At 61.3% G+C, this 16,097-nt stretch carries 18 protein-coding genes and 3 tRNA genes; 11 read left to right on the plus strand and 10 right to left on the minus strand.

Going from position 1 to position 16,097, the window contains the following annotated elements:
• Nucleotides 1-5: 5 nt before the first annotated feature.
• Nucleotides 6-1,046 carry a cysteine synthase A gene (locus ACTJKE_RS15235; RefSeq protein WP_440638663.1) on the minus strand — a complete coding sequence of 347 codons (1,041 nt, stop codon included), beginning with the start codon at nucleotides 1,044-1,046 and terminating at the stop codon, nucleotides 6-8.
• 303 nt (nucleotides 1,047-1,349) lie between these two features.
• Between ACTJKE_RS15235 and ACTJKE_RS15240 the strand changes: the two genes are divergently transcribed.
• Nucleotides 1,350-2,189 carry an SDR family NAD(P)-dependent oxidoreductase gene (locus ACTJKE_RS15240; RefSeq protein WP_440691943.1) on the plus strand — a complete coding sequence of 280 codons (840 nt, stop codon included), beginning with the start codon at nucleotides 1,350-1,352 and terminating at the stop codon, nucleotides 2,187-2,189.
• Here the strand turns inward: ACTJKE_RS15240 and ACTJKE_RS15245 are convergent.
• From ACTJKE_RS15245 to ACTJKE_RS15265, 5 genes are all read right to left on the minus strand, one after another.
• On the minus strand, nucleotides 2,177-2,503 hold the full coding sequence (locus tag ACTJKE_RS15245) for an SMR family transporter (RefSeq protein WP_057255992.1): 327 nt from the start codon (nucleotides 2,501-2,503) through the stop codon (nucleotides 2,177-2,179). The two genes, ACTJKE_RS15240 and ACTJKE_RS15245, sit on opposite strands and share 13 nt — an antisense overlap.
• Nucleotides 2,490-2,861 carry an SMR family transporter gene (locus tag ACTJKE_RS15250; RefSeq protein ID WP_057255994.1) on the minus strand — a complete coding sequence of 124 codons (372 nt, stop codon included), beginning with the start codon at nucleotides 2,859-2,861 and terminating at the stop codon, nucleotides 2,490-2,492. The genes ACTJKE_RS15245 and ACTJKE_RS15250 overlap by 14 nt, the downstream gene beginning before the upstream one ends.
• A gap of 80 nt (nucleotides 2,862-2,941) precedes the next feature.
• Nucleotides 2,942-4,195, minus strand: a complete 1,254-nt coding sequence (locus ACTJKE_RS15255) for an SAM-dependent methyltransferase (RefSeq protein WP_110878387.1) — start codon at nucleotides 4,193-4,195, stop codon at nucleotides 2,942-2,944.
• A gap of 93 nt (nucleotides 4,196-4,288) precedes the next feature.
• Complete coding sequence (locus ACTJKE_RS15260) at nucleotides 4,289-5,737, minus strand: cryptochrome/photolyase family protein (protein WP_440691944.1); 1,449 nt, start codon at nucleotides 5,735-5,737, stop codon at nucleotides 4,289-4,291.
• Between the two features lie 96 nt (nucleotides 5,738-5,833).
• Nucleotides 5,834-5,908, minus strand: a tRNA-Asn gene (locus ACTJKE_RS15265).
• Between the two features lie 159 nt (nucleotides 5,909-6,067).
• On the opposite strand from ACTJKE_RS15265, the gene ACTJKE_RS15270 reads away from it, so the two are divergent.
• The 4 genes from ACTJKE_RS15270 (at nucleotide 6,068) to ACTJKE_RS15285 (ending at nucleotide 8,017) form a co-directional block, all read left to right on the plus strand.
• Nucleotides 6,068-6,361: a hypothetical protein gene (locus tag ACTJKE_RS15270; RefSeq protein WP_058322504.1), complete on the plus strand. Its 294-nt coding sequence runs from the start codon at nucleotides 6,068-6,070 to the stop codon at nucleotides 6,359-6,361.
• Between the two features lie 226 nt (nucleotides 6,362-6,587).
• Nucleotides 6,588-7,244, plus strand: coding sequence for a thermonuclease family protein (locus tag ACTJKE_RS15275; protein WP_082640824.1), 657 nt, complete (start codon nucleotides 6,588-6,590; stop codon nucleotides 7,242-7,244).
• A gap of 152 nt (nucleotides 7,245-7,396) precedes the next feature.
• A tRNA-Cys gene (locus tag ACTJKE_RS15280) sits at nucleotides 7,397-7,470 on the plus strand.
• 214 nt (nucleotides 7,471-7,684) lie between these two features.
• Nucleotides 7,685-8,017: a hypothetical protein gene (locus ACTJKE_RS15285; protein ID WP_065373759.1), complete on the plus strand. Its 333-nt coding sequence runs from the start codon at nucleotides 7,685-7,687 to the stop codon at nucleotides 8,015-8,017.
• A gap of 90 nt (nucleotides 8,018-8,107) precedes the next feature.
• On the opposite strand, the gene lexA is transcribed toward ACTJKE_RS15285, so the two are convergent.
• On the minus strand, nucleotides 8,108-8,833 hold the full coding sequence (gene lexA, locus ACTJKE_RS15290; RefSeq protein ID WP_112996220.1) for a transcriptional repressor LexA: 726 nt from the start codon (nucleotides 8,831-8,833) through the stop codon (nucleotides 8,108-8,110).
• Between the two features lie 246 nt (nucleotides 8,834-9,079).
• Nucleotides 9,080-9,376, minus strand: a complete 297-nt coding sequence (locus ACTJKE_RS15295; RefSeq protein ID WP_093232472.1) for a hypothetical protein — start codon at nucleotides 9,374-9,376, stop codon at nucleotides 9,080-9,082.
• Between the two features lie 120 nt (nucleotides 9,377-9,496).
• On the opposite strand from ACTJKE_RS15295, the gene ACTJKE_RS15300 reads away from it, so the two are divergent.
• Both ACTJKE_RS15300 and ACTJKE_RS15305 read left to right on the plus strand, forming a co-directional pair.
• The gene (locus ACTJKE_RS15300) at nucleotides 9,497-10,312 is read left to right on the plus strand and encodes a hypothetical protein (protein ID WP_440691945.1); all 816 of its coding nucleotides are present in this window, start codon (nucleotides 9,497-9,499) and stop codon (nucleotides 10,310-10,312) included.
• A gap of 202 nt (nucleotides 10,313-10,514) precedes the next feature.
• A complete protein-coding gene (locus ACTJKE_RS15305) occupies nucleotides 10,515-11,036 on the plus strand; it encodes a hypothetical protein (RefSeq protein WP_112996218.1) in 522 nt (173 codons plus the stop codon).
• A gap of 146 nt (nucleotides 11,037-11,182) precedes the next feature.
• On the opposite strand, the gene ACTJKE_RS15310 is transcribed toward ACTJKE_RS15305, so the two are convergent.
• Nucleotides 11,183-11,272 (minus strand) — tRNA-Ser (locus ACTJKE_RS15310).
• Between the two features lie 313 nt (nucleotides 11,273-11,585).
• Here ACTJKE_RS15310 and ACTJKE_RS15315 point away from each other — a divergent pair.
• From ACTJKE_RS15315 to ACTJKE_RS15330, 4 genes are all read left to right on the plus strand, one after another.
• Nucleotides 11,586-12,617 (plus strand): septal ring lytic transglycosylase RlpA family protein, encoded by a 1,032-nt coding sequence (locus tag ACTJKE_RS15315; RefSeq protein ID WP_440691946.1) that lies wholly within the window; start codon nucleotides 11,586-11,588, stop codon nucleotides 12,615-12,617.
• 63 nt (nucleotides 12,618-12,680) lie between these two features.
• Nucleotides 12,681-13,841, plus strand: coding sequence for a D-alanyl-D-alanine carboxypeptidase family protein (locus ACTJKE_RS15320; RefSeq protein ID WP_058322492.1), 1,161 nt, complete (start codon nucleotides 12,681-12,683; stop codon nucleotides 13,839-13,841).
• Nucleotides 13,842-14,065: 224 nt separating this feature from the next.
• The gene (tmk, locus tag ACTJKE_RS15325) at nucleotides 14,066-14,746 is read left to right on the plus strand and encodes a dTMP kinase (RefSeq protein ID WP_373419872.1); all 681 of its coding nucleotides are present in this window, start codon (nucleotides 14,066-14,068) and stop codon (nucleotides 14,744-14,746) included.
• Nucleotides 14,743-15,774: a DNA polymerase III subunit delta' gene (locus ACTJKE_RS15330; protein ID WP_440638680.1), complete on the plus strand. Its 1,032-nt coding sequence runs from the start codon at nucleotides 14,743-14,745 to the stop codon at nucleotides 15,772-15,774. Before tmk ends, ACTJKE_RS15330 begins: the two co-directional genes overlap by 4 nt.
• Here the strand turns inward: ACTJKE_RS15330 and ACTJKE_RS15335 are convergent.
• Complete coding sequence (locus tag ACTJKE_RS15335; protein WP_057256043.1) at nucleotides 15,769-16,074, minus strand: hypothetical protein; 306 nt, start codon at nucleotides 16,072-16,074, stop codon at nucleotides 15,769-15,771. The genes ACTJKE_RS15330 and ACTJKE_RS15335 overlap by 6 nt on opposite strands.
• Nucleotides 16,075-16,097 lie beyond the last annotated feature (23 nt).

The raw sequence follows: 16,097 nt of genomic DNA on the forward strand, positions 1-16,097 counted from the left end.
CATTCCTATCCAACTGATTCGTATGGCACCGCAATGTGAGAAGACGTCTTCAACCAGGTCGGCACCGGCAGCCCCTTGGAGGTGAGGAAATCCGGATTGAAGAGCTTCGACTGATAGCGGTTACCATAGTCGCAGAGGATCGTCACGATCGTATGTCCCGGACCGAGCTCCCTGGCGAGACGAACGGCACCGGCGATGTTGATGCCGGTCGAGCCGCCGACGCAGATGCCTTCGCGCTCGATCAGGTCGAAGACGTAAGGGACGGCTTCCGAATCGGGGATCTGGTAGGAGAAATCCGGCGTGAAGCCCTCGAGATTGGCGGTGATGCGGCCCTGGCCGATGCCCTCGGTGATCGAGCTGCCCTCGGACTTCAGTTCGCCGTTGGTATAGAAGTTGTAGAGTGCCGCCCCTTGCGGATCCGCAAGGCCGATCTTGATCGCCGGGTTCTTCGCCTTCAGCCCCTGTGCAACGCCGGCGAGCGTGCCGCCGGAGCCGACGGCGCAGATGAAGCCATCGACCTTGCCGTCCGTGTCGCGCCAGATCTCCGGCGCCGTGGTTTCCACATGCGCGTCACGGTTGGCGACGTTGTCGAACTGGTTGGCCCAGATGGCGCCGTTCGGCTCGGTCTTCGCCAGTTGCTCGGCGAGCCGGCCGGAGATCTTCACGTAGTTGTTGGGGTTCTTGTAGGGAACGGCCGGCACTTCGACGAGCTCGGCGCCAAGCAGCCGCAAGGCGTCCTTCTTTTCCTGGCTCTGGGTTTCCGGAATGACGATGACGGTGCGATAGCCAAGTGCCTGGCCGACCAGCGCCAGCCCGATGCCGGTGTTGCCGGCCGTGCCTTCGACGATGACCCCGCCCGGGCGCAACTGTCCGCTCCGTTCCGCTTGCCGGATGATCCAGAGTGCGGCGCGGTCTTTCACCGATTGCCCCGGATTGAGGAACTCGGCCTTGCCGAGGATGTCGCAGCCCGTGGCCTCCGACACGGCCTTCAGCCGAATCAAGGGTGTGTTGCCGATCGCTTCGAGGACGGACGGTAGGATGGCCATTTTCAGAACCTCGTGTTTGAGGACAGGCGCCGGGGCAGGGCGACACGTACCAGGGAAATACGAACGGCGGCTGACGAAAATCAACAACGATCCCGGACCGCCGAAATGTTGGCGTGTTTTCGGCTCAGCCTGCACTTCAGGCAAGAAATAGCGTTTCGCCGCCGCTCTGTCCCGAACAAAAATCGTCTCCAAGGCATGTGGGGCTCAGCGGCAAGGAGCGTTGCCGCGATGAAGGGCCGGGCAAGACTTTTTCGCCCACAAGGAGATGCGTGCGTGTTTCCGGCGCGTGCCGAGGAGTGAGTGATGAGTATTCAGTCTGCGAAATCCGAACATAAACTGGCTTGGGTTACCGGCGCGAGCGCGGGTATCGGGCGGGCGCTGGCGCTCAAGTTGGTGCGTGAAGGCTATTCGGTGGTCGTCACCGCCAGAAGTCACGAGAAGCTGGTGGACCTGCAGCATGAGGCGGCGGGTGACGGAAGGATCACGGTTCTCGACGGCGACGTCACCGACCCAAAGGACATGGAGCGCGTGTTGGCTGCGATCGAGTACGATCATGGCCACCTGTCATTGGTGATCCTCAATGCCGGAGTGGCCGTCCCGGTGCGAGGCGATGATCTCCATCGCGAAGCCTTCGAGAAGAGTTTCGCAGTCAATCTCAATGGGGTGGTCAACTGCCTGCTGCCGGCCGTTGCGCATATGAAGGCGCAGGGCTTTGGCCACATCGCCATCGTGTCTTCCGTTGCCGGCTATGGCGGGTTGCCTACCAGCGCCGCCTACGGCGCCTCCAAGGCTGCGTTGATCAATATGGCCGAAAGCCTCAAGTTTGATCTCGATCGGATCGGCATCCGCCTGCAGATCATCTGCCCCGGTTTTGTCGATACGCCCGGCACCGCACGAATCCGCTTTCCGCGCCCGGCTCTCGTCACCTCCGAACAGGCGGCGGATCGCATCATCGCGGGTTTGAAGTCCAGGCGCTTCGAAATCACCTTTCCGCGGCATTTCACCTATGCGGTGAAGCTCATGCGTCTGCTGCCCTATAGCCTCTATTTCGCTCTTATCAGGCGGCTGACGGGTGTCGTGACCGAGGCAAGAGAAGCGAAGAAACACGCCGGCTCCGGCGAGCGTCGGCGTCAGGCCGTGTGAAGCACCAGCACGGCGCCGAAGATGAGGCCAAGCCCGACCCAGCCGATCGGCTTCAGTTTCTGTCCGAAGAGCAGCCGTCCGCAGATGGCCGTTCCGAAGATCCCGGTCGCGCCAAGCACGGCATAGGCGATAGCGAGTTCCATGCCCTTGATCGCCTCGGCAAGCAGCGCGAAGGCGGCAAGCACCAGCAGGATGGAGAGGGCGCCCCAGCCGCGGCGGGCAAACCCTTCCGATTTCGTCGAGGCGAGGTTGGCGGCGACATCGAGGATGCCTGCCATCACGGCCAAGGCGAAGTAGATGCTAGGCGCGCTCATTGGCTGCACCTTCCACCGCGGCTTCGTCCTCGTCGTGGCGCTCGCCGGCATTGACGAGCAATATGCCGACGATCGCCATCGAAAGCCCCAGCATTTCGCGTCCGGTCAACACATGGCCGAAGACGAAGACGGAAACCAGCGTGATGATTGCGACGCCAGAACCTTCCCATATCGCATAGGCGACACCGACGGAGATCGTCTTCACGGCCTTGGCCAGGAAGACGTAGGAAAGCGCGATCGAGACATACATGACGATATGGCCGAGATAAGAGCCGCTCGAAGAGGCGGCTTTCATCACCGTCAGGCCCACCACTTCGGTCGCGATGGCGAGCGCGAGGAAAAACCATGCAAGGCGCATGCGGAACCTTCAAAAGAGAATTGGAACGACCGCCTCTTAAGCGCAACCCGTGACGCGGTAAAGACGCGCCATGCGCGTTCCTATTCGAAGACGATCTGCCGGACGTCGATGTTGCGGGCGCGAAAGCCGGCTTCGCAGTAGTAGAAATAGAACTCCCACAGCCGCTTGAAGCGCAGGTCGAAGCCCAACGGCTCGATCCTGTTCCAGACCGACCAGAAGCGCTCGCGCCATTCGCCGAGTGTCCGGGCGTAATCGATGCCGAAGCCGAAATCGTTGATCATGCGCAGGCCGACATGGCGGCCAAGGTCGATGAGATGTTCGCGCGTCGGCAGCATTCCACCCGGGAAAACGTATTTCTGGATGAAGTCCGGATTGGAGCGGTACTCCTCATAGGCTTCGGGCTTGATGGTGATGATCTGCAGGCCGGCCTTGCCGCCGGGCTTCAGGCACCGCTTGAGCTGCGAGAAATAAGTCGCCCAGAACTTTTCGCCGACCGCTTCGAACATTTCGATCGAGACGATGCGGTCATAGGTGCCTTTTTCCTCGCGGTAGTCCTGGAATTTCAGTTCGACGCGGTCGGCAAGGCCGGCCCGGTGGATGCGTTCGCGGGCGAAGGCCAGTTGCTCGCGGCTGATCGTCAACCCGGTCACCTTGCAGCCGATCTCGCTCGCTGCAAATTCCGCAAAGCCGCCCCAGCCGCAGCCGATCTCCAGCACGTGGTCGCCAGCGCGCAGGTTGGTGGCTTCCGCCAGAGCGCGATATTTGGCCGCCTGCGCGGAGCGAAGGTCGTTGGCGCCGGTGGCGTAGAGTGCGGACGAATAGGTCATGCTCGGATCCAGCCATTCGCTGTAGAAGGCGTTGCCGAGGTCATAGTGAGCGGAGATGTTGCGGCGTGCGCCGGTTTTCGTATTCGCGTTGCGCCAGTGCAGGAACTTTTCGACAAGATGAAGCAGGCCGCGCGCCCGGTTCGGGAAGTGCTTGCCGATCTCGGCATTGACGAGGAAGAGCTCGAGAAAAGCGCCGACATCGGGACTGTCCCAGTCGCCGTCGATATAGCTTTCGGCAGCCCCGATCGTGCCGCCTGTCACGGCGCGTTGCGGCAGGTTCCAGTTGTTCAAGGTGAGAATCGCGCTTGGGCCCGCTCTCTTGCCCCTCATCACCAGTTTGCGGCCATCCGGCACCGTGAGCATCAATGTCCCGGCCTGAAGATGCACGAGCGCGCTGAGCACCATGCGTGCCTTCAATGGGAAATCCCGCAGGACCATCGAGAGATTCTCGGCGGAAAGCTCCTGTGCGCCGTTGAACGCGGCGAGACTTGCTTCCAGCTCACGCATACACCACCCCCTCAGCTGTTGCATCCGTAAGGTGAGCCTAGCGGCAATCGCCCGAGACGCCAACCATGGATTTCTACCGGGTGCGCGTATCCGTTACGGTTCTCTTGGCGGGCTTGTGATCTCGCGGAACGCTGAAAGCGCCCGATCCCGCGCAAGGGCGTGGTCGACGATCGGTTTTGGATAGGTTGTGCCGAGTTCGATGCCGGCGCCCGAAAGCACGGCAGCCGGAGCCGCAAAGGGGCGATGGATGTAGCGTGGCTCAAGCCGATCGAGTTCCGGTATGAATCGCTTCACATAGGCTCCATCCGGGTCGAACTTTTCGCCCTGGAGAACAGGATTGAAGATCCGGAAGAACGGCGCCGCATCCGCGCCCGATCCCGCGACCCATTGCCAGCTTGCGGCGTTGTTGGCCGGATCCGCATCCACGAGGGTGTCGCGAAACCATTGTTCGCCTTTCCGCCAGTCGATCAGCAGGTCCTTGATGAGGAACGAGGCGGCGATCATCCGCACGCGATTGTGCATGTAGCCATGCCGCCAGAGCTGGCGCATGCCGGCGTCGACGATCGGGAAACCGGTCAAACCCTTGGTCCAGCGGGAAAAATCTCCTTCGTGGTCCAGCCAGCGGAAACGATCGAACCGGCGATCGAGATTGCGACGCGGGAGTTCGGGATAGTGAAACAACAGGTGGTAGGAGAATTCGCGCCAGGTGATTTCCTTGCGAAAGGTGGCAATGCCTTCACCGCCATCGGTCTCGATTCCCTGCGTCGCGTGCCAGATCTGCGCCGGCGAGATTTCTCCGAAGGCGAGGTGAGGAGAGAGCAGGGATGTGCCGTCAGCCTCTGGACGGTCCCGGCGCACTTTGTAGTCTGCAAGCTTTTCGTCGATAAATTCGTCGAGGCGGGTGGTCGCGCCTTTTTCCCCCGGCATCCATATTTCACTGAACGTCGCTGCCCAGTTCGGTTTCGTTGGCAGAAGCGACCACGCGTCAAGCTGTTCTGAAGGGGGCCAGCTTTCCGGCGTCGCGATCTTTTGCGGCTCGTCGATCGGCGGAGCCGGCTCAACCTTCGCTTCGAGCGCGCGCCAGAAAGGCGTGAACACGCGATAGGGCCCGCCGGTCGTCGTCAGCAAGCGCATGGGCTCGTGCAGCAATTGCCCGGCAAAGCTCTCGGCCGCGATGCCCTGAGCCGCGAGTGCTTTCTTCAGGGCTATATCGGTGGCGATGCCGCACGGGTCGTAGCGGCGATTCCAATGGACACGCTTCGATCCCGATAGGCGCGACACCTCACTGAGGACGTCCAGCGGGTCGCCGGAGCGGAGAATGAGTCGCGAGCCGAGCCGGCCCAGTCGAGCCTCCAACACTTCCAGCGAATGGTGCAACCACCATTGCTGCGCCGTGCCCAGCGGACCGTTGCCGCTTCCGTGCGGCTCCCGGATATAGAGCGGAATGACGGCGGCCTCATTGGCCGCAGCCGCAAGGGCCCTGTTGTCGCCAAGGCGCAGGTCCTTGCGGAACCAGACGATGATGGGCGCCGCCTTTGTCATAGGTGCCGTCTAGGACTGGGATTGATCACCGGGGGAACTTAGGTGCAAAATGAAAAAGAGCCATTCGCATTTTCTGCAAATGGCTCTTTTTGAAACTGGCTCCCCGGGCCGGATTCGAACCGGCGACCTGTCGATTAACAGTCGAATGCTCTACCGCTGAGCTACCAGGGATCATCCGCGCCGCTGTTTCGCTGTGCGCTTCAGAAGTGAGGCTGCTAATACGCATGCTTTTCCGATTTGCCAAGCGGTTTTTTCAAAAAAAATGACAAGTTCGGTTGCCAGGCTGTGGAGAAGTCCCCAATTGTGGGAAAAGATGCCGGATAGGGAATGATGAATAAAAACAGGAAGCAGACGCATTTCGGGATTGATCCGCAGACGCGTCAGATCGTGCTCGGGAAGTGGCGCATCACGCTGCCGGAATCACCACTGCTGCGTATCCTGTTGGGCTCGCTCCTGATCTTCTTTGGTTTTCTCGGCTTTCTGCCGGTGCTCGGCTTCTGGATGATACCGTTGGGCCTCATCGTGCTTTCTCACGATATCCCATCCGTCCGCCGTCGCCGGCGTCGGCTGGCTGTCTGGTGGGCGCGCTGGCGCGGACGAGCCAATTCTTCGAACGGCTCGTGAACCGGAGCTATTGCGGTCAACCGTCCCGGATGCCTCGGCTTCGATTCTCTGCCAATTGATTCCCAGCGAAGCGGCTGAACCCTTTGTTGAGGGAGGCCGCCGAAAACTTTTCGGCAACCCATCAAACGCATAATGCGGTCGCGAATCAGGATGGGAACGCATGGCCAAAGCCACTACGAAACGTCGAAGCCGGAATTCCGGTCGGAGCAGGGGCAAACAAGGCGGTATGGCGCCGTGGTATCTGGCCGCCGCACTCACTGTCGGCGGCGTGGTCGCTTACGATCATCGCGCCGAACTGAAACATTGGCCGGTGGTATCGGACGTGGTCGCGTCCACGTCCCGACACGAGTCGAGGCCGAAGCCCGTTCGTGTCGCGCAGAAAGCGGACGAGCGTCCCGCGCAACAGGCGGAGAAGCGGAAGCCGAATCCGGTGACAAGAGTTGCCCTTGCCGCTCCGGTGCCGTCCGTTGACGTCGGCGCCAAGGCGCCGACACCCGTGGTGCGGCCCAGTGAGGAAGTGAAGACGGCATCCGTTCGCACGGATCAGTTTTATTTCTGCGGGATTCGCAACGACAACTGCGTGATCGACGGCGCCACCTTCCTGTACCACGGCGAAACGATCCGCGTCGCAGACGTCGATGCGCCGCGTATTCGCCAGGCAAGCTGCGACAAGGAACGTTCGCGCGGCTTCTATGCCAAGCAGCGCCTGCGCGAATTGTTGAATGCGGGTGACTTCAGGCTGGAAACGGCGAGCGGCCGTCAGGATGCCAAGGCCGGTGAAAAGCTGCGGCTGGTCACCCGCGGCGACCAGTCTATCGGGCGTGTGCTCGTATCCGAGGGGCTGGTGCGGCCGTGGACAGGACACGCGACGCCCTGGTGTTGAGGCCACCCCAGATGCGATCGGCGGAGGTTCGCGATCGCTCTGTGGAAAGTATCCGTCTTACAAATCGACGGCGCGTTTTTCGGAAAATGCCTCTTGCGGTTTTTCTGCAATCATTCTAAATCCGCGCCAACGCTCGGTTATCCGAGCTGTGAGGCCTCGTGGCGGAGTGGTGACGCAGAGGACTGCAAATCCTTGTACCCCGGTTCAATTCCGGGCGAGGCCTCCAATAACTCTCACCTCATTTTAGTGCGGATAGACGTTCTGCCTCAGGGCAGAGCGATTGTGTGTGTTTGCCTCCACACGCCCGCACAAGCCACGTCTTCTAAGCCACTATCGGATCTTATCGCTTCGGTGAAATCGGTAGAGGGGGAACGATGACTCCGCTGACATCAGCCGCATCGGTAGCGTCCGTCATCATCAAAACGGAGGCAATCGCATATATGAAGACGAAACTTGTCCTGACGGCCTTGGCCCTCTTCGCTGCGACCACATTTGAGGCGCAGGCAGAGGATCTGGTTTTCAAGCTGAAGAACAACACCAACGCAGTGCTGACGAACTTCTATACGTCGCCTGTGGGCGTCAATGAGTGGGAAGACGATGTTTTCGGCCGGCAGGTGCTGAACCCAGGGGAAGACATGGAGATCACCATCGCCGACGGCCGGGAGGTCTGCAAGTACGACATGCGCTTCGAGTTCGAAGAAGGCTCCGGCCTCGATACGACCGAAGACATGCAGGACCTCTGCGAGCTCGGCGAGTACACCATCCACGAGTAAGAGGCGTGCCTTCAGGTCGCCTTCAATAAACAGAGCCTCGCAGCCGCAAGCGGTGGCGAGGCTCGGTCGGATGCCAGGTTTCCCTCGGAATCAGTGGTAGCGGCGGATCAGCCCGACGAGCTTGCCCTGGATCTTCACCCGATCGGGCCCAAAAATCCTTGTTTCGTAGGCAGGGTTCGCGGCTTCGAGCGCGATCGATGCGCCCTTGCGCCGGAAGCGCTTCAGCGTCGCTTCCTCATCATCCACGAGCGCCACGATGATATCGCCGGGATTGGCCGTATTGCCATTGCGGATGATCACCGTGTCGCCGTCAAAGATGCCGGCTTCGATCATCGAGTCGCCCTTGACTTCGAGAGCGTAGTGTTCGCCGTTGCCGATCATGTCGAGCGGTATGGTAATGTCGTGCGTGTTGTTCTGGATCGCCGAGATCGGCACACCGGCAGCGATGCGGCCCATGACCGGGACGGAAACCGATGTGTTGTCGGCCACGGGCGTGGGCTTTGGCGGTGCGGCAGGAGCGGCCGCTGGCGCCTTGCCGAGGCTGCCCTCGATCACGCTGGGCGAGAAGCCGCGGCGGGGCTGCTGCTGGCTTGACGCGTAGGCTTCCGGAAGCTTGATGACCTCGAGCGCGCGGGCTCGGTTCGGCAGACGGCGAATGAACCCGCGTTCTTCGAGTGCCGTGATCAGACGGTGAATGCCGGACTTCGACGCCAGGTCGAGCGCATCCTTCATTTCATCGAATGATGGTGGGACGCCTGACTCCTTCATGCGTTCGTGAATGAAGAGAAGCAATTCCTGTTGCTTGCGGGTCAGCATGGCACGTCGCTCCCAGAGGCGTGAAACAAATCAAGAACAGACACTATCTGTTCCATATGTGTTCCGCAAGTGCCTAAAATTCCGTGAATTCAGACAATTGGCGCGTCTGTGCGTGTCGATTGGTCACTTTTACGGGAGCAGAGCGGGTTTGGGCGATGATCGTGCCCAAACGGAGGGCCGTGGGGCAGCGCGTTGCGCGACGGCACGGCGATTCGAACGAATCGCGAGCGTTTTTGTGCAAAGAGGCTAGGCCGGCTGCGTGGCGGCGCAGGCGTCTTCGAATTCCTTCACCGTCTCGGCGCTGTTGTCTTCTGGAAGTACGGCATCCGCCGCATCGGTCGCGACCGGCCTGTCGCCATCATAGACGAACGACTGGATGTAGAACGCGATCGCACCCTTCCACACCTTGCGTCCATCGATCTGATGGCACGGCACGGCGCTCTCGAAATCGGTCTGAAGTTCGTCCACCGTGGCGGCGCTGAGCTTGACGTCAGGCATATTAGGCGACGCGACTATCGAAGCGAGAAGCAGGGCGGCAAGCACGGTGATCGTCCACTTTGATGCAAGGGTGGGACTACGGGGCGGTTAACGATGTGAACCGCGCTTTCGTTCCGAAGTCCAGCAAGCTTGGCGATCACTGTCATGTGTTCAACAGCTCTTTGAGTGCAGGCTGTGGCCGTTTTGCGCCAGGGGCACGCAGCGGCGAAGCCGCCTCAGCCTGGCGCGCCGTCCGCGCTGCAATCGCTTGGGTTGCGCCAAGTCGCGGCCTCGCTGCCGGCGTGCACAAATCCGTGTTGTGAAGATGCCGCACGTCTCGACAGGTTGCGGGAAAAATGGGGTGGTTGCATGCGTAGATTGTCGTTGGCGGTTCTCTGTCTGTTGGTGGCGGCGGGAGCGGCCGCTGCTGAAGAAGGGCGTTCGAATATCTGGAAGGAGATCAATGCCTGGACGGTGGGCTCCGATCCGTCCTTGGGCGGCTCGTGCTATGCGGCGACGAGCTACGACGGCGGAATGATCCTTCGAATCGGCTTTTATCCGAGAGGATCGGCGAACCTGGCGTTTCTTTCGATCGGCAATGCCAACTGGAAATCGATCGAGCCGCAGAGGGAGTATGACGTCGCCTTGCAGCTCGACCGTGGCCGCCAGTGGCCGGCTGTCGCGTTCGGCGTGGACCTCACAGGCTCGAAGGCTCTGGTCGTCAACTTCTCCAACACCGACTTCTTCACCGAATTCGTGCGCAAGAACACGCTGGCGCTGGCGTTCGAAGGGCGCGTGGTGGCGAGCCTCAGCCTGCGCGATTCGATGAAGGCCGTCAGCGAGATGTTCAAATGCCAGGAGGCGGTGATTGCGTTGATGCCAAACGGCGGGCAGGGGGCGGCCGCCGATCCGTTTGCGGGCGCTGGCGGGAATGCGCCAAACAATGACCCCTTTGCTGGCGGCGGCCAGACCAAGTCGTCGAAAGATCCCTTTGCCATGTGATCTTGGCGTGAGCGTCGTTCCGCTGGGAGGTGAATATTCCTAAGATTTTGCATGGGTGCGGGTTACCCACCCTCGACAGTCACGCGGCGACCTATCAAAATGCGGGCAAACGGGGGATTTGCATGCGTAGATTGCTGTTCGGATTGGTGAGCTGTCTGATGGCCACGGGACCGGCCGTGGCTGAGGACTCCGAGATCATCAAATGGAAGGAAGTCGGCGCTGGACCGTTGCTTCCGACACGTCGATGGAAGGCTCGTGTTTCATCACGTCGATGTTCGAAGGCGGAATCAGGCTGCGCCTGGGGTTCTATCCCAAGGGCTCCGAATCGCCGCTCTACATGAGTTTCGCCAGCGACGACTGGAAGTCGCTCGAGGTCGGCAAGGACTATGACCTGACGTTCCGCTTCGACAAGAGCGATCCCTGGAGTGCGGCGGCGACCGCCGCCGGCGACGAGAGCGGCAAGTTCCTCTTCGTGAACGTCACCGATGCGGAATTCCTGACGGGGTTCGTGCGCAAAAGGACGTTGGCGATCGCCTTTGACGATCGCGTTGTCGCAAACCTCAGTTTGCGCGGCACCGGCCCGGCGGCGGAAGAACTCCTGAAATGCCAGCGGGCCGTGGATGAGATCATCGCCGACGAGGGCCGCAAATCCAAGGAGAAGAAGTCCGATCCGTTCAACGCGCCGAGCGAGAAACGCTCAGCGCGTGATCCGTTCAGCCTCTAACCCGCGGCTTGCGTGAAGGGCGGAGGGCCCAGTCGTCGTCTGCCCGAGGCGAACCAGACGGCGCTGACGCCTGCCGACGTACGCTCATTAAAGTGAAGCACCGCCAGGGATGGCGGTCCATCGTCGGACTATATTCCTTGGGAAAATGGCGGACAGGGTGGGATTCGAACCCACGGTACGGTTTCCCGTACGCTGGTTTTCAAGACCAGAGCCTTAAACCACTCGGCCACCTGTCCTTGCCTGAAGTCGCAGTCAACTGCTTACCGGGCACGGCGTTATTGCGCGAAGCCCTGTCGCTTTGCAAGATTTAACATGCGTCGCTGAAAGATTTTCTCGATGGCCGGACTGGAGTGCGCGGGCACGCTCCGCCGGTAACCATCTGTAAACCATAACGCATGAAATCCGGCGCTGATCTGTGGATGAGTTCGCATTTTCGCCTTGTTGCTGTCATGTTTAATCGACTGTTCCGTTTCGGGACGCCGAGATTTCCGCTGGGGGCACGAGCGGAAGGTTTCGAGTACGGCTTATTCGATCGATGTTGTGGGACAGATGACATCCAGTAAAAATGCGGCATATCTGGTCAAGGGACTGCGCCTTGCGGCAATTCCTGCGCTGTGCGTAACGCTCGCGGCCTGCGGATCCACGTCGAGCATCAAAAAGAAGCCGCGGAGCAAGGAATACTTCGCCGAATCCGTTTACGGCGTGAAGGCGAGCCCGCGCGTTGCCACCGGTAACAACATCCCCAAGGGCGGCGGACGCTATCAGGTCGGCAAGGCCTATCAGGTCAAGGGCAAGTGGTATCAGCCGAGGGAAGACTTCGGCTACAACAAGACCGGTACGGCTTCCTGGTACGGCTCGGCCTTTCATGGTCGCCTGACCGCCAACGGCGAGGTCTATGACAAGGCCCATCTGTCGGCCGCCCATCCGACGTTCCCGCTGCCGAGCTACGCGCGCGTCACCAACATGGAAAACGGTACGTCCGTCATTGTGCGCGTCAACGATCGCGGCCCCTATGAATTCGGCCGGATCATCGACGTTTCCTCGAAGACGGCCGACATGCTCGATATCAAGCGCAAGGGCAGCGCGCAGGTGCGCGTGCAATATGTCGGCCGCGCGCCGCTTGAAGGCAACGACATGCCCTATCTGATGGCGTCCTACGTTCAGAAGGGCGAACGTGGCCCGAGCGTGATGCCGGAAGGCCAGATCGCGACCGGCGTAATGGTCGCCTCCAACGAGCCGTTCCGCAAACAGAGCCTTGGCACGATCACCGTCCCCGCACAGGCCTCGCTCGATGTTGGCGAACCGATGACGGCGCTCGCAGCTCCCGTGCCGCAGTTCGCCCAGCCGCAATCGCTGAACGAGTTCGTGATGCTGCCGGAAATCGGCCCGATCCCGCGTGAGCGGCCCGAGTTCATCCCGATGCCCGATGGCAACATGGCCTATGCTGCAGCTTACGTCGAAGTCCGCGTCAGCGACGCCGAATCGCCGTTTGAAGCGATTATGGTCGACCGGAAGCAGCTTACCCCCCAAGTGATTGTCGATTACGCCAAGCGCCAGAAAGCAAGCGGTTCTGTCCGTTAACCGCAGGCGGCGTTGTGCCAAAATGACCACGCTGCTATGCCCAAGGGGAAACCGGAGTTTCCCATGCGCATGAAGATGTTTTCGGCGGTGTTTTTCGGCGTTGCGCTGTTTACAGGCGCCGTATTCGCGCAGACACCGGCGCCCGCTTTCGATACCAAGGCAAAGCAGATCCTGCTTGTCGATGCCGAAACCGGCACCGTGCTTTTCTCACGCGCCGAAAATCAACCGATACCGCCTGCATCGCTCGCCAAATTGATGACGATGGAGGTCGTGGCCGAGGCTCTCGGCAAGGGCGAGCTTTCCGCCGAAACCACCTTCGAGGTGTCCGAGCACGCCTGGCGCACCGGCGGTGCGCCCGCCGGCACCTCGACGATGTTTGCCGCATTGAAATCCCGCATCCGCGTCGCCGACCTCCTGCAGGGTGTGGCGGTCCAGCTTGCCAACGATGCCTGCATTATCCTTGCTGAAGGCATGACCGGGAATGAGGGCGCTTTTGCCGAGCGGATGACGGCGCGCGCGCGCGAGCTTGGCATGCCGGTTGCGACGTTCCGCAATGCCACTGGGCTCCCGGATCCCGGCAACCAGATCACGATGAGCGAACTGGTAACGCTCATTCGGCACCTCCACGAGGCACATCCCGATCTCTACAGGCTCTATTCGCAGCCGGAGTTCGAATGGAACAAGATCCTGCAACGCAATAAGAACCCGCTGATCGCGGCCAATATCGGTGTGGACGGCCTGGCGACCGGCTTTGCCGAAGGCTTCGGTTTCTCCCTGGCCGCTTCGCTGCAGCGCGGCGACCGCCGGGTCTATCTCGCCATGGGCGGTCTCGAAACCGACAAGGAGCGCATCGAGGAGAGCCGCAAGGTGCTCGATTGGGCAATGACCGCCTTCGAGAAGAAGCGGATTTTTGCCGACGGGGAGGCGATTGGCGAAGCGGCCGTCTATGGCGGCGATGCCGCCCACGTCGCCTTGGTTGCCGGCGGTCCGGTCGACGTGCTTTTGCCGGTCGACAATCCGGAACGGCTGACGGCGCGGATCGTCTATAAGTGGCCCTTGCGGGCGCCGGTGACTGCGGGGACGGAAGTCGGCGTCGTCAAATTGTGGAACGGCGAGAAGCTGCTGCGCGAAGTGCCGGTCAAGACCGCCAACGCCGTCGGGCAGGGCACGCTGACCAGCCGTGCTCTCGATGCGCTGCAGGAACTGCTGTTTTTCTGGATTTAGCCGCACCTGGTTGCGGCGAGGGCGGTTCCTGCCAATTCATCGCCACCTGACGGTTTCACACGGCGGACCAATCGGTTAAACAGGGCCAGAGCGGAATGAGGAAAGTGTGCGCGGTTTTCCGCCCGCGTTCCGCTCTAGCTTATTAGAACAGGTCACGATGATTTCAGGTCGATTCGACCTGAAATCATCGTGACCTGGGTCGCATGCCGATATGGGAACGCATGGTGTCGCTGAAAAAAGGTCTGTTCGTAACATTCGAAGGTGGGGAAGGTGCCGGCAAGTCGACGCAGCTTCGTCTTCTTGCCGAATCCCTGCGCGGGCGCGGCTACGAGGTGCTGACGACACGCGAGCCTGGCGGTTCAGCCGGCGCCGAAGCGGTGCGCCACGTGCTTCTTTCGGGAGCCGCGGAGGCCTTCGGGGTCAGGATGGAGGCGATCCTCTTTGCAGCGGCCCGGAGCGATCATGTCGAAGAGGTCATCCGGCCGGCGCTCGACAAGGGTACGATCGTGCTGTGCGACCGTTTCATGGATTCTTCGCGCGTCTATCAGGGCATCACCGGCAACCTGGAGCAAAGCTTCGTCGAAAGTCTGGAGCGTGTGGCGATCAACGGTGTCGTGCCGGATCGGACCGTGATTTTCGATCTGCCGGCGAGCATCGGCCTCGAGCGGGCGCAACGCCGCGCCGGGGACGACAATCCTGATCGTTTCGAGAAGGAGCAGCTGGAGACGCATGAGAAACGGCGGGACGCCTTTCTCGATATCGCCAGGCGCGATTCCGAGCGATGCCGGGTCGTCGATGCGACGCAGCCTGTCGAGGCCATCGCCACCGAGGTGCTTTCCCTCGTCGAGGCCCTCCTGCCGCATGGCGACGGCACCGACACGTCGACCGAGGAAGTCGTGTCATGAGCGCGGAAAGAGGCGGCGTCCTGGATGGCGCCATCGCGCCCGCCGAGAACAATCGACTGTTCGGCCACGAACAGGCGGAAAGCTTCCTGGCGCAGAGCTATCGCTCCGGCAAGGGACACCACGCGATCCTGATCGAAGGGCCGGAGGGGATTGGTAAGGCGACGCTTGCCTTTCGCTTTGCGCATCACATCCTGAAACATCCGGAACCCGCGGAAGCGCCTGAAGCGATTTCCGATCCCGATCCGGCTTCCGCCATCGGGCGGCAGCTCGCCTCGGGCGCCTCGCACAATCTCTTGCACCTGAGCCGCCCGATCGATGAGAAGACGGGCAGGGCGAAGGGCGCGATCACCGTTGACGAGGTCCGACGCGCCGGCAAGTTCTTCAGCCAGACGTCAGGTACGGGCAACTGGCGCATCGTCATCATCGACCCGGCGGACGACCTCAACCGGAATGCGGCCAATGCCATCCTGAAGATCCTCGAGGAGCCGCCGCGCCGCTCGCTCTTCCTGGTGCTGACGCATGCGCCCGGAAAACTGTTGCCGACGATCCGCTCGCGCTGCCTGCCGCTGCGGCTGAAGCCGCTCGACGTCGCGCCGCTCAGTCAGGCTCTGGCGCATCTCGGTTTCGATCTCGAAGGCGAGAACGCCGAGCGCATCGTCGCGGCCGCCAATGGCAGCGTCGCCGAAGCGCTGAAGCTCATCAATTATGGCGGACTGGAAATTACCGCGACATTCGAAGGAATCCTCGCAGGGCAGGGCCCGGCGGTCCGCAAGGACATGCACAAGCTGGCCGACGTGCTCTCGGGCAAGGACAGTGAAACGATCTTCGAATTCTTCCAGGCTCTCGCAAGTGACCGCATCATGCGCGACGCGCGGGAGGCCGCGATTGCGGGAGACATCGTGCGCGCCGAGCGCTTCGCGCGGCTTTCGGCTTCCGTGACCGAGCGGCTGACCGTCAGCGACGCCTACAATCTCGACCGCAAGCAGACCATCCTGTCGCTGCTCGACGATTTGAAAGCGGCGCTATAGCGCCGCCTGGAAGCGCCACTTGCGCTCGATTGCCGCCTGCAGGTCGAGCTTGTGGTGGTGGGCGAAAAGCAGCACATGCCCGAGCAGGTCGGCGGTCTCGTCGGCCATCAGGGACCTGAGTTCGTCCGTTGATTTCCCGTTGCGTCGGCCGCGGCCGCTGAGCTTGTTCCAGACCTGCGTCAGCTCCCCCAATTCCTCCTGCATCTTCAGGATGAACCAGTCGGGGTCGCGCTCGATTCCGTGCGCGCCGGCATAGCCGGCGGAGGCGGTTTCAAATTGGCTGCCAAGTCGCTCCAGCATGATTCACCCTCTTTCGTTTGTTT

The sequence above is a fragment of the Ensifer sp. 22521 genome (genome assembly GCF_052044795.1).
GTDB lineage: Bacteria > Pseudomonadota > Alphaproteobacteria > Rhizobiales > Rhizobiaceae > Ensifer.

Coding starts and splice junctions, on each gene's coding strand:
- ACTJKE_RS15235 (WP_440638663.1), bottom strand. CDS start 1,046: ATGGCCATCCTACCGTCCGTCCTCGAAGCGATCGGCAACACACCCTTG.
- ACTJKE_RS15240 (WP_440691943.1), top strand. CDS start 1,350: ATGAGTATTCAGTCTGCGAAATCCGAACATAAACTGGCTTGGGTTACC.
- ACTJKE_RS15245 (WP_057255992.1), bottom strand. CDS start 2,503: ATGAGCGCGCCTAGCATCTACTTCGCCTTGGCCGTGATGGCAGGCATC.
- ACTJKE_RS15250 (WP_057255994.1), bottom strand. CDS start 2,861: ATGCGCCTTGCATGGTTTTTCCTCGCGCTCGCCATCGCGACCGAAGTG.
- ACTJKE_RS15255 (WP_110878387.1), bottom strand. CDS start 4,195: ATGCGTGAGCTGGAAGCAAGTCTCGCCGCGTTCAACGGCGCACAGGAG.
- ACTJKE_RS15260 (WP_440691944.1), bottom strand. CDS start 5,737: ATGACAAAGGCGGCGCCCATCATCGTCTGGTTCCGCAAGGACCTGCGC.
- ACTJKE_RS15270 (WP_058322504.1), top strand. CDS start 6,068: ATGAATAAAAACAGGAAGCAGACGCATTTCGGGATTGATCCGCAGACG.
- ACTJKE_RS15275 (WP_082640824.1), top strand. CDS start 6,588: ATGGCGCCGTGGTATCTGGCCGCCGCACTCACTGTCGGCGGCGTGGTC.
- ACTJKE_RS15285 (WP_065373759.1), top strand. CDS start 7,685: ATGAAGACGAAACTTGTCCTGACGGCCTTGGCCCTCTTCGCTGCGACC.
- lexA (WP_112996220.1), bottom strand. CDS start 8,833: ATGCTGACCCGCAAGCAACAGGAATTGCTTCTCTTCATTCACGAACGC.
- ACTJKE_RS15305 (WP_112996218.1), top strand. CDS start 10,515: ATGGAAGGAAGTCGGCGCTGGACCGTTGCTTCCGACACGTCGATGGAA.
- ACTJKE_RS15315 (WP_440691946.1), top strand. CDS start 11,586: ATGACATCCAGTAAAAATGCGGCATATCTGGTCAAGGGACTGCGCCTT.
- ACTJKE_RS15320 (WP_058322492.1), top strand. CDS start 12,681: ATGCGCATGAAGATGTTTTCGGCGGTGTTTTTCGGCGTTGCGCTGTTT.
- ACTJKE_RS15330 (WP_440638680.1), top strand. CDS start 14,743: ATGAGCGCGGAAAGAGGCGGCGTCCTGGATGGCGCCATCGCGCCCGCC.
- ACTJKE_RS15335 (WP_057256043.1), bottom strand. CDS start 16,074: ATGCTGGAGCGACTTGGCAGCCAATTTGAAACCGCCTCCGCCGGCTAT.